15 protein-coding genes, 2 pseudogenes, 1 riboswitch and 1 other annotated feature are annotated in these 14950 nt (G+C 34.0%); of the genes and pseudogenes, 6 read left to right on the plus strand and 11 right to left on the minus strand.

What is annotated here, in order from left to right:
• Positions 1 to 2: 2 nt before the first annotated feature.
• From BAU28_RS15515 to BAU28_RS15525, 3 genes are all read right to left on the minus strand, one after another.
• Positions 3 to 1025 (minus strand): tyrosine-protein phosphatase, encoded by a 1023-nt coding sequence (locus BAU28_RS15515; RefSeq protein ID WP_071719051.1) that lies wholly within the window; start codon positions 1023 to 1025, stop codon positions 3 to 5.
• A gap of 90 nt (positions 1026 to 1115) precedes the next feature.
• Positions 1116 to 1955, minus strand: coding sequence for a hypothetical protein (locus BAU28_RS15520; RefSeq protein ID WP_071719052.1), 840 nt, complete (start codon positions 1953 to 1955; stop codon positions 1116 to 1118).
• A gap of 50 nt (positions 1956 to 2005) precedes the next feature.
• Positions 2006 to 2728 (minus strand): GNAT family N-acetyltransferase, encoded by a 723-nt coding sequence (locus tag BAU28_RS15525; protein WP_071719053.1) that lies wholly within the window; start codon positions 2726 to 2728, stop codon positions 2006 to 2008.
• A 120-nt stretch (positions 2729 to 2848) separates the two neighbouring features.
• On the opposite strand from BAU28_RS15525, the pseudogene BAU28_RS15530 reads away from it, so the two are divergent.
• Both BAU28_RS15530 and BAU28_RS15535 read left to right on the plus strand, forming a co-directional pair.
• Positions 2849 to 3135, plus strand: a pseudogene (locus BAU28_RS15530) (DUF2785 domain-containing protein); the annotation flags it as partial.
• Positions 3136 to 3152: 17 nt separating this feature from the next.
• Complete coding sequence (locus tag BAU28_RS15535) at positions 3153 to 3611, plus strand: NUDIX hydrolase (RefSeq protein ID WP_071719054.1); 459 nt, start codon at positions 3153 to 3155, stop codon at positions 3609 to 3611.
• On the opposite strand, the gene BAU28_RS15540 is transcribed toward BAU28_RS15535, so the two are convergent.
• The gene (locus BAU28_RS15540; protein ID WP_116500372.1) at positions 3608 to 4645 is read right to left on the minus strand and encodes a tryptophan--tRNA ligase; all 1038 of its coding nucleotides are present in this window, start codon (positions 4643 to 4645) and stop codon (positions 3608 to 3610) included. The two genes, BAU28_RS15535 and BAU28_RS15540, sit on opposite strands and share 4 nt — an antisense overlap.
• A 4-nt stretch (positions 4646 to 4649) precedes the next feature.
• Positions 4650 to 4858: a binding site (T-box leader), on the minus strand.
• A gap of 140 nt (positions 4859 to 4998) precedes the next feature.
• On the opposite strand from BAU28_RS15540, the pseudogene BAU28_RS15545 reads away from it, so the two are divergent.
• Positions 4999 to 6134: pseudogene (locus BAU28_RS15545) on the plus strand (1-deoxy-D-xylulose-5-phosphate reductoisomerase).
• Positions 6135 to 6162: 28 nt separating this feature from the next.
• Here the strand turns inward: BAU28_RS15545 and BAU28_RS15550 are convergent.
• Together BAU28_RS15550 and BAU28_RS15555 are read right to left on the minus strand one after the other, a co-directional pair.
• On the minus strand, positions 6163 to 7284 hold the full coding sequence (locus BAU28_RS15550; protein ID WP_025148681.1) for an AI-2E family transporter: 1122 nt from the start codon (positions 7282 to 7284) through the stop codon (positions 6163 to 6165).
• A 68-nt stretch (positions 7285 to 7352) separates the two neighbouring features.
• Positions 7353 to 7553 (minus strand): hypothetical protein, encoded by a 201-nt coding sequence (locus tag BAU28_RS15555; protein WP_071719056.1) that lies wholly within the window; start codon positions 7551 to 7553, stop codon positions 7353 to 7355.
• Positions 7554 to 7667: 114 nt separating this feature from the next.
• Here BAU28_RS15555 and BAU28_RS15560 point away from each other — a divergent pair, with 114 nt between their 5' ends.
• Together BAU28_RS15560 and BAU28_RS30435 are read left to right on the plus strand one after the other, a co-directional pair.
• Positions 7668 to 8129: a GNAT family N-acetyltransferase gene (locus tag BAU28_RS15560; RefSeq protein WP_071719057.1), complete on the plus strand. Its 462-nt coding sequence runs from the start codon at positions 7668 to 7670 to the stop codon at positions 8127 to 8129.
• Positions 8130 to 8167: 38 nt separating this feature from the next.
• A riboswitch (cyclic di-AMP (ydaO/yuaA leader) is annotated at positions 8168 to 8312 on the plus strand.
• Positions 8313 to 8410: 98 nt separating this feature from the next.
• The gene (locus tag BAU28_RS30435; protein WP_002172701.1) at positions 8411 to 8554 is read left to right on the plus strand and encodes a hypothetical protein; all 144 of its coding nucleotides are present in this window, start codon (positions 8411 to 8413) and stop codon (positions 8552 to 8554) included.
• A 74-nt stretch (positions 8555 to 8628) separates the two neighbouring features.
• On the opposite strand, the gene tsaA is transcribed toward BAU28_RS30435, so the two are convergent.
• The 3 genes from tsaA to BAU28_RS15580 are packed head-to-tail and all read right to left on the minus strand — an operon-like array spanning position 8629 to position 10421.
• Complete coding sequence (gene tsaA, locus BAU28_RS15570; RefSeq protein WP_071719107.1) at positions 8629 to 9087, minus strand: tRNA (N6-threonylcarbamoyladenosine(37)-N6)-methyltransferase TrmO; 459 nt, start codon at positions 9085 to 9087, stop codon at positions 8629 to 8631.
• A gap of 27 nt (positions 9088 to 9114) precedes the next feature.
• Positions 9115 to 9870 carry a class I SAM-dependent methyltransferase gene (locus tag BAU28_RS15575; RefSeq protein ID WP_071719108.1) on the minus strand — a complete coding sequence of 252 codons (756 nt, stop codon included), beginning with the start codon at positions 9868 to 9870 and terminating at the stop codon, positions 9115 to 9117.
• Positions 9871 to 9911: 41 nt separating this feature from the next.
• The gene (locus BAU28_RS15580; protein WP_071719109.1) at positions 9912 to 10421 is read right to left on the minus strand and encodes a CGNR zinc finger domain-containing protein; all 510 of its coding nucleotides are present in this window, start codon (positions 10419 to 10421) and stop codon (positions 9912 to 9914) included.
• A gap of 151 nt (positions 10422 to 10572) precedes the next feature.
• Between BAU28_RS15580 and BAU28_RS15585 the strand changes: the two genes are divergently transcribed.
• Positions 10573 to 11769, plus strand: a complete 1197-nt coding sequence (locus BAU28_RS15585; protein ID WP_071719058.1) for an MDR family MFS transporter — start codon at positions 10573 to 10575, stop codon at positions 11767 to 11769.
• A gap of 542 nt (positions 11770 to 12311) precedes the next feature.
• Here the strand turns inward: BAU28_RS15585 and gerXC are convergent.
• Positions 12312 to 13472: a spore germination protein GerXC gene (gene gerXC / locus BAU28_RS15590; RefSeq protein ID WP_071719059.1), complete on the minus strand. Its 1161-nt coding sequence runs from the start codon at positions 13470 to 13472 to the stop codon at positions 12312 to 12314.
• The gene (gene gerXA, locus BAU28_RS15595) at positions 13459 to 14937 is read right to left on the minus strand and encodes a spore germination protein GerXA (protein WP_071719060.1); all 1479 of its coding nucleotides are present in this window, start codon (positions 14935 to 14937) and stop codon (positions 13459 to 13461) included. Before gerXA ends, gerXC begins: the two co-directional genes overlap by 14 nt.
• Positions 14938 to 14950 lie beyond the last annotated feature (13 nt).

Genomic DNA, 14950 nt, shown 5'->3' on the forward strand with positions numbered 1-14950 from the left:
TGTTATTGATCTTCCAAAAGTAATTCTTTCATTTCCTCTAATGATTCTTTCGTAAAGCCAAGTCCTTTTTCAGCATATGCTTCAATAGATCCATACTGCTTTTTAATTTCATCAATCGCAGCCTGTAAATACTCAGCGCGTGCTTCAAACATCGCCCCTAATATTGCTCTACTTTCATCGTTTTGTAATTTGGCACCTAAAAATGCCATCATTTTTTCGTTTAACTTTTCACGGAAACCGTTACTTAGTAAATAGTCTTGCATTACCGTTTCTTCTGATACACCTAATAGAAGTAATAATAATGCTGAGCCAAAGCCAGTCCGATCTTTACCGGCTGTACAATGATTCACTAACGGTAAGTTTTCTGGATTTTGTGCTAACTGTAAAAAGCTCACAAACGCCTCATTACCCTTCACAAAATCTTGATTCATTTTCACTAAATATTCACCAGGTTTTCCTAATACAGATAAGTCACCAACCTGGAAAAACTCATTTATATTTAAATCTTTCGCTAAGTCTTGCATAACTGGTATGCATACTTGACGAGCACCCTTAATGCCTGGGTTCGGCTTATGCTTCACTTCAAAATCTGTACGGTAATCACAAATTAGTTTTAATCCCAACTTCTGTAAATACTCGATATCCCATTCTGTTAATCCTGCTAACTCTTCAGAACGATACAATTTGCCCCATTTTACTTTACGGCCTTCTGTCGTTTCATATCCTCCCATATCACGGAAGTTAAACGCTCCTTGTAATGGTAATCTGCGCTCCGCTACAGTTACCACTTGTCCATTACTTCCTACTAACCTAAAATATGGACGCTCATTTTCACTCGGGTTTTCAATTGTACATGATGACTCTCCAATTACCGTTACAAGTAACTCTCCACTTTCTTCAATATGTTCTGGTGAAGTACTCCAATAAATACGAACTTCTTCTATATTATTTTCCCACTCTATATGTAACGTATTATCTTCATTTCGTTCTACAGTTGCTTGTAACCAATTTTTTTGTTGCTTCATACTTTCACCAACGCTTTCTTCGTATAGTCAAATCCTTCTCTATTGTATTATAGGAAAGCTTACTTTGTCGTTTTGATTTTTCTGTTTATCTTACAAACATACAAAAAGTTCTTTTATTTGTTCATAAGTTGTACACGGATTACCGCGAAAAACATAAGCGATTTGCTCATCACCTAAATCTTCATATACAACTGTGCCTCGGTCCTGGTGTGAATAAAACTCTAAACCATTTACTACTTGTTTCGCGCCATAATTCGTTGTCCATGAAGAAATAGGATAGTACGCTTTATTTTTATGCCTACAAACCCAAAGTGCATATAGTTTATTCTCTTCGTCCCAGTATACATACTGCATTTCATCATTTCCGAATCCAATCGATTCGAGCTTCCAACTTAACTTTTTATGAATTGGCAATTGCGAATATGATACGTCATCTGGAGAATTCCATTCATGACATCTTCCTATCTCACCAACTTCACCTCTTTTCGCTTGAAAGCTTAAATGGTGAAACGGTGTATGTAATATCGTTTTCGCAAACTCCGTATTTACCGGCTGTAACTCGAATAAGAACCTTTCCATTTGATCTTGGTTTACATATCCAAGATCAATAGAAATTTCAATTTGCGTTTTCCATTTAGATGTTACATAACTTTCTTTCCCCTTATAATTTACACCTTTCCAATACACAAGCCCTTTATATTGAAAACAATCTCCTTTTGCCTGAGAAAGACAACTATCTGGAAACACCGGTTCCATTATATCAAGAAAAAATTCCTTAACTCGAAACTTGCTAGTTGGGGTAATAACTTGAAAACAAAAAGTTTCCCACTTTTCCCCTTCATTACGTTCTGAAAACTTTTCAATTTTCCAGCCTTCTAACAATATTTTCGGATACAGTAAAGTGAATGAATGCAATGTTTGCTTCAACATATATACTCCCTCCCGCTAAATGAGTTCGAGAGAGTATGTCATTCATCCTTCTAAAACTTTCTCACATATCGCTCAGTAGAACTTAGCAGCTGACATCCGTTCTTTTCAAAAATATCCTTCATCCACTCATTTTTCACATTTGTCTCGCCAATATAATAAGAAGCTCCTATTTCTTTTAAGACAAACATCGCCCCTGTAAATAATGCTGCTTCATACCCTTTATTTCGCATATTTGGAGCAACTGCAAAATACATGAGTCTCCCTTCTTCTAACGTACCTCTCTCAATATACGGGATTACAATTCCTATTAGCTCTTCACCTACAACCGCTGTTAAACAATGTTCTTTCCATTGCCCACCAATTTCTTGCTCCATCATATGTACAAATTGATCATACGCTACTTGTTCTTCCGTCACTTCATTCCAAAGAGAGTGAAAGGCTTCTTCTCCTACTTCCTCAACAAGCTTAAAATCGATATCACTTTCTATATCATCCACTTCATATATATCCTTAAATACAATTATGTTTTCAGCAAAATGTTCAAATGAATGCTTTCCGAAACATTTCCTATACGCATCATAATTTGGACTTTTTGAAGAAATCTCAACATGCAGTTTTTCTAATCCATCTTTTTCTACCTCAGCAACGCAACGTTGCATCATCTCTTCTAATTGCTCTTCTGTCAAAACCTCTGCATTATTTTCTTTTATCACTATAGAAGAAGCACTTCTTCTTATTTTGAAATATTTTTCTAACTGTTCTATATTCGTCATATTCTTCCCTCATCTATATCATACTCGAATTTCTAATTGTTCTCCTTGCATGAGCAGGATTGTCCTTGAATATCTAGAATACTAGAAAAGATCGCATCTTTAAAGTGCGGAGAAGGTTCTCCATTGGATATTTACCATAACAATGAAGATGAGAGAAATGTTCCCCCTTAGTATCGATGCTGTATCATGACTTCCCGCAAGATGAGTTAATTTCAATTATTCATAAAAAAATAAAAAGGCTTCCTCAAATTAGAAAACGCCTTTCGCTTAATGAGTATTGTATTTTATGTGCCAACATTAAAACCTTTTTACGCACATTATTTTTTAGAACAAAAGATGATCATAACCTAGCCTTTACAGCACATAACACAGAAAGAATGTTAAAAGAACTTCCTAACTATTATTAAAAATAAGGAGAAAAATTATGGGTTATATTGAAGACATGAGAAAACGAGTAGGAAATCATCCACTTATTTTAATAGGATCACACGCAATTGTATTAAATGAGAAAAATGAAATATTACTGCAGCTCCGTACAGATTTTAACCGCTGGGGTATTATCGGCGGGGCCTTAGAATATAACGAAACATTAGAAGACGCTTTAAAACGAGAAGTATTTGAAGAAACTGGGCTTATTATCAAAAATCCAGAAATGTTCCGTACATATTCTGGCCCAGAATTTTTTCAAATCTATCCAAACGGTGATCAAGTGCATGGTGTACTCGTTGTTTATATTTGCCGCGAATTCCAAGGTGAGCTTGTATGCGACTATACTGAATCGAAAGAACTGCACTTCTTTTCACTTGATGAGTTACCTAGTAATCTTCCTTCTGTAATCGAAAGAGTTATTACAGATTTCAAACAAAAACAAGGGAACGCTTAACGTTCCCTCTCAAACCCAATCCGTTTTTTAATTCCCGCTAAATTTGCCTTCGCAATAGTCCGTGCCCTCTCAGCACCTCTTTCTAACGCTTCATATAATAAGTGCGGCTCATTCATATACGTTGCGTATTTTTCCCTAGGACCTGCTAATTCACGGTCTACAACGCGGAATAATTCTTTTTTCACATCGCCCCATCCAATTCCAGTCTCATACTTTTCACGCATCGACTGAATTTCATCTTCTGTCGCAAATTCTTTATATATTGTAAATAACGTTTCTAGTTCTTTCGGTTCATTTGGAAGTGAAGAATCTGTTTTTATTTTAAAAATGAGCTTTCGGAGTTTTTCTTGCTCTGCAAATAGTGGGATAACATTTCCATAGCTCTTGCTCATCTTTCTTCCATCAAGTCCGGGCAAAATTGCCCCTTCTTCTTGTATCACATACTCTGGAAGCGTAAATGTCGTGCCGAATGTATGATTAAAATAAGTCGCAATATCACGAGCGATTTCAATATGCTGAATTTGATCTTTTCCGACTGGTACATGAGTAGCTTGAAATAATAATATGTCAGCCGCCATTAAAATCGGGTACGTATATAACCCCATATTAACTCCTGCATCAATTTCTAAACCCGCTTCTTTATTTTGCTCTACCTTCGCTTTATACGCATGAGCACGGTTCATAAGTCCTTTCGGAGTTAGACAAGCTAATATCCAGGCTAATTCTAAAATCTCTGGTACTTCTGTTTGTCGATAGAAAATCACATCTTCTCCAAGTCCAAGTGATAACCAAGTAGCTGCTACCTCTTTCGTATAACTACTAAACTGACTCGGATCATGCACAGCATTTAATGCATGATAGTCAGCTATAAAATACAATGCTTTTCCTTCATTATTCTTTGACATTTGTAATGCAGGTTTAATCGCTCCAATATAATTTCCTAAATGCGGATATCCTGTTGGCTTAATTCCTGTTAACATTATTTTTCCATTCACCCTAACTCCTCCTTTCTCAAAATAAAAAGAGCCCCTCATCCTTAAAAAGGACGAGAGACTCCCGCGGTACCACCTTTATTAGCTATCATTAGCTCACTTCATACTTCGATAACGTGAAGTAACCGTCTTTAACCTACTCATTTCAGTTAGAAGCTCCAGAGCCCATTCCATATTCATCCCTTACTGATTCTCACCACATATCAGCTCTCTGAAAAGTTTCGAATATGTACTCTTCTCTTTCATTGCTTTTCCACTTATTCTCCACAGTTTATCACACTTCACTTCCAAATAAACCCTAATTTTCTGTTTTATATAGCAGGAATTTCCACTTTAATTGTTTAATAGTATATAGGTTTGTAGAAATAATTGAAACATCTTTGGAGGTTTTTTTCATGGTAAAATATATATCAATTTTAGGTTCAACAGGGTCCATCGGCACATCTGCATTAGATGTCGTTTCAGCTCATCCTGAACATTTTAAAATCGTCGGTTTAACCGCAAATTATAATGTCGATCTTCTCGAAAAACAAATTGAAACGTTGCGACAAAAGAATTAGCAGATACATTACGTTCTCGTATTTCAACAAATACGAAAATTACATATGGGACTGATGGTTTAATTGCAGTAGCTACTCATCCTGATACAAATCTTGTATTAAGTTCCGTTGTCGGTGTTTCAGGATTACTTCCAACGATTGAAGCATTAAAAGCAAAGAAAGATATTGCCATCGCTAACAAAGAAACTTTAGTTGCAGCTGGACATATCGTAACCGAATTAGCGAAACAAAACGGATGTCGCTTAATTCCAGTTGATAGCGAACACTCAGCCATCTTCCAATGTTTAAACGGAGAAAATAATAAAGAAATCGAAAAACTAATTGTTACAGCTTCTGGTGGCGCTTTTCGTGATAAAGCACGTGAAGAAATGAAACTATTACAAGCGAAGGATGCTTTAAAACACCCAAACTGGTTAATGGGGGCAAAACTAACAATCGATTCTGCCACATTAATGAATAAAGGGTTTGAAGTGATGGAAGCGAGATGGTTATTTGATATTCCTTACGAAAAAATTGATGTTATGATCCATAAAGAAAGTATTATTCATTCTTTAGTCGAATTTATTGACGGATCAGTCATGGCACAACTTGGTGCTCCTGATATGAGAATGCCGATTCAATATGCGTTTCACTACCCTACTCGACTACCTTCTTCCTATGAAAAATTAAATTTACTAGAAATCGGTAGTTTACATTTTGAAAAACCAGATTTAGAGAAGTTCCCATGTCTACAATACGCATATGAATGTGGCAAAATCGGTGGTACTACTCCCGCCGTATTAAATGCAGCGAATGAAATTGCAAATGCACTATTTCTTAAAAATGAAATTGCATTTTTCGATATTGAAAAAACAATTTACAAAACAGTTGAGGCTCATCATAACGTAAAAGATCCTTCTTTAGATGCCATATTGGAAGTTGATCAATGGGCGCGCCAATATGCAAATCAATTGTTAATGAAAAAGAGCTAAAACAGTTTTATCTGTTTCAGCTCTTTTTTCACGTATTCAACTTAACAAATCTATAACCATGCGTCACTAACACTTTTAGTATCGCATATCCCGGAATTGCTAAAATAACCCCCATAATTCCAAATAAATTCCCTGCGGTCAAAATGATAAATATGATTGTAATGGGATGAATATCTAACTTTTTCCCCATTACTTGTGGTGAAATAAATTTCCCTTCTGCTAGTTGTACAACCATCATTACAATAATTACTTTTAAAATCATTGCTGGTGAGTCAATAAATGCGATAATTAATGCTGGTGTTATCGCAATAACAGGGCCTACATACGGAACAACGTTTACAATCATCGCCAAAATAGCGAGTAATACGGCGTATTTAATTCCAATGATTAAATACCCGATAAATAACATAATTCCGATAAATAGACTAACAATGATTTGTCCCCTAATATACGAACTAATCGCATAATGCATATCATCTAGTATTCTCTTCGCAGCTGGTTGCCTTTGCTCAGATATAAACTTTAAAAAGTGATTCGGTAACTGTTCGCCATCCTTTAAAAGATAGAACAATATAAAGGGAACCATCACAAATGTTAAGACGACCTCAGTTACTGTGCTTAAAAATCCTGTTACATTTCCCGTTACTGATGATAACGATTTTGTAAAATCTACTGTGTAATCTTTTACTATATTCGCAACATCAACATTTAAATTCTCTTGAATTTTACCAAGTAAATTACTTTCTCCAAGTCTACGTGCTGCTCTTTCAATCTCATGACCGAAATACGGTAAGTTACTTATTAACGCATCAATTTGGTCTCTAATAATCGGGATAACCGTTACAACTAAAAACACAAATAGCCCTAATACAAGTATATATATAGAAGCTATCGATACAATTCTTGAAACACCCTTCTTCTCTAGAAATGAAACGAAAGGATGCAAGATGTAAAATAGGACTCCCGCCAATAACACTGGGAAGAAGATTGTTTTCAAAAAGACAATAAACGGTGTAAAGACAAATGAAATTTTTGTTAGCAACAATATGTTAATGAACAATAATGCAAATCCAAGTAACACCGCTAAATAATTTTGTTCTTTAAAAAACTTTTTCAGCTTATCTCTTTTTCTCAAATTTACTTTCTCCAACTATACCACCTCAGTTAATGATGAAAAGCCCTTATAAAGGGCTTTTCATCATTGTATATATTATAAATTTATCTTCTTGCGACCTTTACGATAAATGATACAATGAGAATTAGAACAATCGCCCCTATGTATACACACCATCTAACAAAGGACACTAAGCACAATAATTCATCACCTAGCCAAACCCCTAGTAAACAAGCGATTATATTTCCGAACATACGAGTAGGAAAATCTTTACCTGTTATAGAAACTGCAATTGTACCTATAATAGTATGACTCTATTTAGCTACCAACTTATTACTTAATCCTTATATTTATTATATCCAGAAAAGAAAAATCTTGTCAAACGCATGAAAAAACAGCCTAAAAGGAGATTATAAACTATGATTCAAAAATTAATAGTAAACTCTTACGATACAGCTACGTCTATTTTAAAAATTCAAATTCCCGCTTATGAAATTGAGGCAAAATATATAAATAGTACAGCCATCCCCCGTTTATATGATACTGTAACTGATATTCAAAATTGTGATGAAACTTTTTACGGATATTTTTATGAAGACTTACTCACCGGATTTATTTCTTTTAAAATTGATGAAGATGTAGTTGATATTCATCGTTTAGTAGTCTCACCCGATCATTTTCATAAAGGGATTGCAACGAAGCTGCTCCTACATATATTTGACATGTTCTCCTCTTCTGAAACGTATATTGTACAAACAGGTAAGGCAAATACTCCCGCTATCGCATTATATAAAAAACACGGCTTCATTGAAGTAATAGATACAACACTCCCTGATGGTATGATTCTTACACAACTAAAAAAGACAGAAAATACGAAATAATTTGACTTAGTTGTTTCTTTATGTTATTTTTTACTTTATACAACCTTTTGCTGAGTCCATTTTTTTGGAGCGGGGGAACCATTTATGTAGCTTTTTGCTACTTGGGGCGAATCTTTTTAAGTAGGGAAACTCTCACTTCCCGAGTCCGACAGCTAACCTCGTAAGCGTAATGGGAGAGGAAGGTGCTTTTTGCCTATGTTACACAGTATACCTCCTTAACTATAAATTATGGAATCGATATCAAACAGAAACCTATATTTATAGAAAAGGAGACATGTATAATGTTACGTTTATCAGATCACGAAGTAAAAATGATGGAGCAACGCATTCGATTAGAACAACAACGTACGTATCAAGCAAACAAAATGGTCGATAATTTACATCACAAATACTTTTTCCAACATATTTTTCAGCCGAAAAGATAAATAGATTATACGTACGATATAATGTAATACAAAAGGCTTTGCAATTTATAATTGCAAAGCCTTTTGTATTACCACTAAAAATAATCTTGCATTAATTTATTCATCCAATCTGGAACACATACATTTTCCCTTGCATCAAAAGCAGTAATGTATGGTTTTATATCTAAAATAGCCGTTCGATCATTAGCGTCTAATCCTTGCACAGTAATAACATTATTTTTAATCGACAATATTTCAACAGTAGTTATTCCAATAGGGTTTGGACGATACTTTGTCCGTTGCGCAAAACATCCCTTTTCATCAAAATCACTTAATCCCCTTGGCTTTCTAACCCACGACTCGTTATTTTCTTCCTGGAAATCATTCATATAAAAAATAACAATTGCATGAGAATAATCCTCAAGCCCAGCTAATCCTCCAATATACTCTGGATATATTTTAATGTTAGAAATAACACTTCCCCAATTACTGTACACTTTTTCATCTATAGAAGATCGCACTTCACCAATCTTCACCATATGAATATGATCCATTTCTTCCCCTTCTTTATGTAGCACTAGTTACTTCCTCGCCTTCACAATAAAAGTAGTCGGCACCATTCTAGCTTTATATAAAGAATAGTATTTTGTAGAAGGCTCTGCCATTTCTTCATCAAACCTACTGGCTGGTTCAGGTTCTTCTATTCTCTCAATTGTAAATCCGGCTCTATTTAACTCATTTATGTATGTACTCATTTTTCTTTTATATAATGTCGCTTGTACTGCTTCTCCTTTAAATGTTTCAAACGTAATAGGAGTTTCTTCATGATAGGAAGACTTTAAAACAATTTCTTCTGTACCATACTGTAAGTTTGAATATACCGGATGCTCCCAGCTAAAAATAAAACTCCCTCCTGGCTTTAAATATGAATAAATAATTTCTAATGTTCTCCCTAAATCTGAAGTCCATCCTAATGCATAGATGGAGTATACAATATCAAAATACCCTTTCGGAATATTTACTTCCTCTTCCATTGCTCCGCATATTAACTTCGGATTCCAAGACTTTAACGTTTCATTCGCTGTTTTAATTTGCGTACTCGAAAGGTCAAGTCCCCATAATTCCTTTGCACCATGTTCCGCCATGTATCGCAAAGAATGCCCACTACCACATCCAATATCGAGAACAGTTTTATTCTCAATTGAATCAAATAAATGGATTTCGTCCTCTGATGCCGTATACGGTCCGTATTTAGGTAAACAATCTACTTGAAAAAAATGAGGTGCTACTACGTCCCAGCACTTTTTATTTAGCTCTAACATTTTTGTTTGTTCCACCACTTTTACATTCCCCCCTCTTTTTTCTTCTCCTATACGAATTAACCGTTATAACCTGATCTTCCTTTTCTTTTAGCTCGATAATTTTTCACTTTTGCGATTGTACCACAAGCTCTGCCTTCTTCCCCTCCAGCATACATGCCACACCATCTTTTACTTCCATTACGGGAATGGTCGTAAAAGACCCAGCGGCAATCTGGACACGCTTTTAATCGCCCCCATTGTTTTTGATTAATAGCCTTCAAAATAATTTGTAACATCTTCGTATACAAATTATTTTCTCCTATCGGTTCATATGCGATATCCTCCATATTTTCTGCCACACATACTCGGAATGGATATTTCTCAAACCACTTTTGCAACATTCCCTGCTCTTCAACAGTACGACGAATATCCTCTCTAAATTGCTTTAACTCGTCCAAGGTATGAAACAATAGCTCCTCTTTCCAATATTTCTCCCTAAATGTTATAACATCATCTATCGTCTGAAACTGATCTATAGGATTTCTTGTATCATTTGGTATTCTCCATGTATTTAAAAATTCTCTCATTATCTCAAGTTGATCAGGTGCCTCTTGATTTTGGCTCAAATATATTCACCATCTTTCTAAAATTTACTTTTTTCTGACTTTATGTATAATTATAATATAAAATCGTTAACCAGTAATTAATTTTAATGGTTACATAATTAGGAGGAGTTCTATGAAAAATTTCTCAATTCCGATTCGTTTTATGCTCATTTCTTCATTTTTTATGGCTTTTGGGTATTTTGCGGTATATGCATTTTTAACTATTTATCTATTAAATTTTCTACACTTTTCAGCTGTACAAGTCGGAACAGTTTTAACGATTATGACAATTACATCTAGAGTTATCCCTTTATTCTCAGGATTAATCGCTGACAAAATAGGCTATATCTTTATGATGATAGCCGGATTATTTTTAAGAGGAATCGGATTTATTTTCTTAGGAATATGCTCAGATTTCTATACAATTTCTATTTCTTCCGCTCTCATTGGATTTGGGACTGCATTTTACGAACCTGCAGCTCGCGCCATATTCGGTTCACAACCAGCTCATATGAGAAAAAGTTTATTTACATACTTAAACCTTAGTTTTAATTGCGGTGCGATAATCGGACCAATTGCAGGAGGTTTCTTACTCCTATTAGATCCGATATATGCTTTCGCACTAGCCGGATTTCTCATGCTATTATTTGCTCTTATTTTTTATTTTCTTAAAAACCACTTCCAAGTTTCTACTGAAAACACGTCTATTACATTAGGAATACAAGCCATCTTACAAAATAAAATTTTTCTTTCATTTTCATTTATTATGATTTTCTTCTACATTATGTTTACTCAGCTTACTGTCGCACTTCCACTTCATATGAAAAACATTAGTCATAGTAACCAACTCGCTACTTTAGTTATTACAATAAATGCAATAACAGGCGTCATATTTATGATATTATTCCGAAAGATTTTTCATAAATACAATACACTCTCTATCATTAAATACGGTGTTTTATTAATGGGAATTTCCTTTTCACTCATTCCTTTATTCCAGCACCCATATTGGATTTTTATTTGTGTAATTTTATTTACAATTGGAGAAACACTCGTATTACCTAACGCTGACATCGCTATTGCGAATTACAGTAACGAATCATACACAGCTACCTATTTCGGCTTTTATCAACTTTCACTCGCATTTGGTTTTATTATTGGTAATTATACAGGGACATGGTTTACATCGAACTTACAGAAAACGTTCGTACCATGGGTTATTTTCGGGGTATGTGGATTAATTGGCTTTCTTTCACTTCACGGTTTAAATAAGAAAAAACTCATCTCTAAAGAAAACATGTCTCTATGTAAAGGTACGGAACATCATTAAAAAATTACAATTGGGGTAGAATCACATCGCTATCAAGCAAAGGTTTTAAAGTAGCCTCTAAATGAAAATTTTCTTTCTTCACAGTTAGTTATTTTGAGAAATCAGCCCATTTTTTTGTTTTAGGAATGTTTATTTTTCTTAAGTTGATAGGCAATGTGGCGGGATTCCATGCCCATCAAGCAAAGATTTTAAAGTACCCCCCATAACAAAAATTTCACCTTATATATACTCCAAAGATAGATTAAAATATATAATAGTTGTTTAAAAAAGATGGTGTGAATTTGGAAATCATTCCATCTTTTATTATTATCCTATACAATGAAGAAAGAATATTTCGGTAATTCGATTGGGAAACGGGTAGAAAAGGAGAGAAACTCCTGCCCCTATTCCCCACTTAGTCCAATTTAAATACGTAATAAATAAAACCGACTCCGATTACAGAGCCGGTTTCTACTGCGTTAGCCTAGAGTTCTAATACGTGTGTCCTTTCGAATCTCCTATTTAGAGTCGATATTTTACGTTTTCTTTCATTTTCAATCATTCTAATGCTCGACGATATTACGCATATTTTTAGATTTTCCATTTGTAGCTATATTAATCGAGACATTAAAATCTATTTCTTTATTTTGAAGGGATATTCTCCCCTCTTTTTTATATTTTTTCCACAAATTAAAATTCTGACGATATAATGTTTGTGATAACTGATACGTGTCAATCCCTTTTTCGATTCCTTTTCGGTACGTTTTTTTAATTTCTTTTTCAACTTGGTCCTCTGCAATTTTTTTTAAATTATTTACAGGCATAGAATTTATTAATTGATAAATATCAGCATCGAAATGGATGTTCATAAGTATGCGCAACTTCCCTTTTTTTGCAAAAAAATCCGTATCTATCTTTGGGTTTTTTAATATTATTTGTCCAATTATTTTTTTATTAAATTTTAATAGCAATGGAGCTCGTTTGGTATTTTCATCCGTCCATCGAACTCCAGCAATATCGTGGCTATTTAAATGATTTATATAGGATTTATCACTTATAAAACCATAACCATTAAATTTTAACATCGGAAATGATGTATGCCCTTTTTTCCAATTTGTTTTAGTCGTAGCTAAGAAAGGAATTCGAGTTGTCATCCCAGGTTCATAATAATCTCTTTGGAATTTATATAAAGGTAAAGGATCTATAATTGAATATTGCTTGGTTATCTCTTGTGGCAAATTAATAATTGTATATACTTGAGAAATATTTAAAATATTATTGCTCGCTAATATATTTTCTAAAGGCTCCTTAGTTCCAAATATCCACATAGTATCTCGAAACTGAAAAAAACGAGAGAAAAAATCATTAAATTGATTAAAATCACCATGTTTTAGAAATCTCTCTGTTACAACAATCGTTTTGATATGTTCCCATGAGATCTCTTGTTGAGCACTCTTATAAAAATCAAATGTTGCATCATCTAAAATGAGTCCTTTTCCCTTTCCAATATAAGCTGGGCTATAATTACGGGTAGTGCTCCCTTCTTGTTTAGCTATGTTAGAAAAATTAATAAATTGTGGACGGATGATATAATTATTATCTTTAAAATCGATACCTAGACTATTTATATACAAAACGTGATGCAACTCTCTTTGATCCCAACACCCTGTTAAAAACGTACACAACATAAAAAGAAATAAAACAATTCTTTTATTTTTTTTCATCAGTACTCTCTCTTTTCCTTGTATTATCTTGAGTATGCAATTCTTTAGGTCTTCTATTCATATACGTGAAAGGAATTCTAAATGTGGCTGCTAGCATACTTTTAAACACAGGGGGAGAATATGGTGTAAAGAAAGGAACTCCAAAAGAACGTAAATTTACTACATGAATCACAATCACAAAGATACAGAATATAAATCCTACTATTCCTAATAAAGAAGATATCAAGAATACTACATATCGCAATATACTTATTATCCCTGTTACTGACTGATTAGTTAAAGCAAATGTCGAAACAACCGAGATTGCTATTATAATGACCATAGATGCTGAAACAATTCCAGCACTAATAGCAGCTTGTCCAATAATTAATCCCCCTACAACAGATAATGTTTGACCAAATACGGCAGGAACGCGCAATCCCGCTTGCCTCAAAATTTCAAATAAGGTCATCATAATTAGCCCTTCTAAAGGAGCAGGAAAAGGAATCCCTTCTCTTGATAAACTTAATGTAGCTAATAATGTATAGGGAATCTGATCCGGATGATATGTAATTAGCGCTATCCAAATCCCTGGAAGAAATATAGATATTCCTATCCCCAAAAGACTTACAAGTCGTACAAAGCTACCGAATATATAGAAAAGGTCTTGATCTTCAGATGTATTCACAAAAAAAGGAAATGTAACTGGTGCAATAGTGGCTGTTGGTGACCCTTCAACTAGTAAAATAAAACGTCCATACAACAAACAATTCACAGCATAATCGGGTCGCCCTGTATATTCAACTAAAGGAAATACACTAAATTGATTATTTGTGATTAATTCTTCAATTTGTGCACTTGAAACAACCCCGTCTATTTTAATTTGTCTTAATTTTAATCGAACTTGATTGATTATATCTTGGGATGCGATATCTTTTAAATACAAGAGTGCTACTTTAGTTTGTGTTCTTTCTCCAATAATAAATTCTTCATAACTAAGAGAACTCGTTTTTAGTCTTTTTCTAATTAATCCTATATTTGTGTTTAACTCTTCAACAAATCCATCACGTCCACCACGAATGGTCATCTCTGTATTTGTTTGTTCAACGGATCTTGTAGGTATTTGGGCAATATCAACTATATATCCTTGTTTAGATTCTTCAAAAATAATGAGGAGGTTACCTTCAAATATAATCTGAGAGATAGTTTCATTCGAATTTACTATATCTAATTTCTTTACTGATAACTGGGGAATTAATGTTGAAAGGTTAAATTCTTCTATCGAATTACTTAAAAGCTCTTTGCAAACTTGAGATGATGTGGCTTGTTTTAATTTTGTATTGTCAATTAAGTTTTGACAATACAAAAACAATACTGACCCCGTTTTTTCTTTCTCATCCAATTCACGCTTTATTACTTTTACATCGTTGCATCCTTCAAACCACTCTAGTATTATCTTCTCGTTTAATTCTACTCGTTTGTTCATCTACGTTGTCTCC

The sequence above is a fragment of the Bacillus paramycoides genome (assembly GCF_001884235.1).
In the GTDB taxonomy this organism is placed as follows: domain Bacteria; phylum Bacillota; class Bacilli; order Bacillales; family Bacillaceae_G; genus Bacillus_A; species Bacillus_A paramycoides.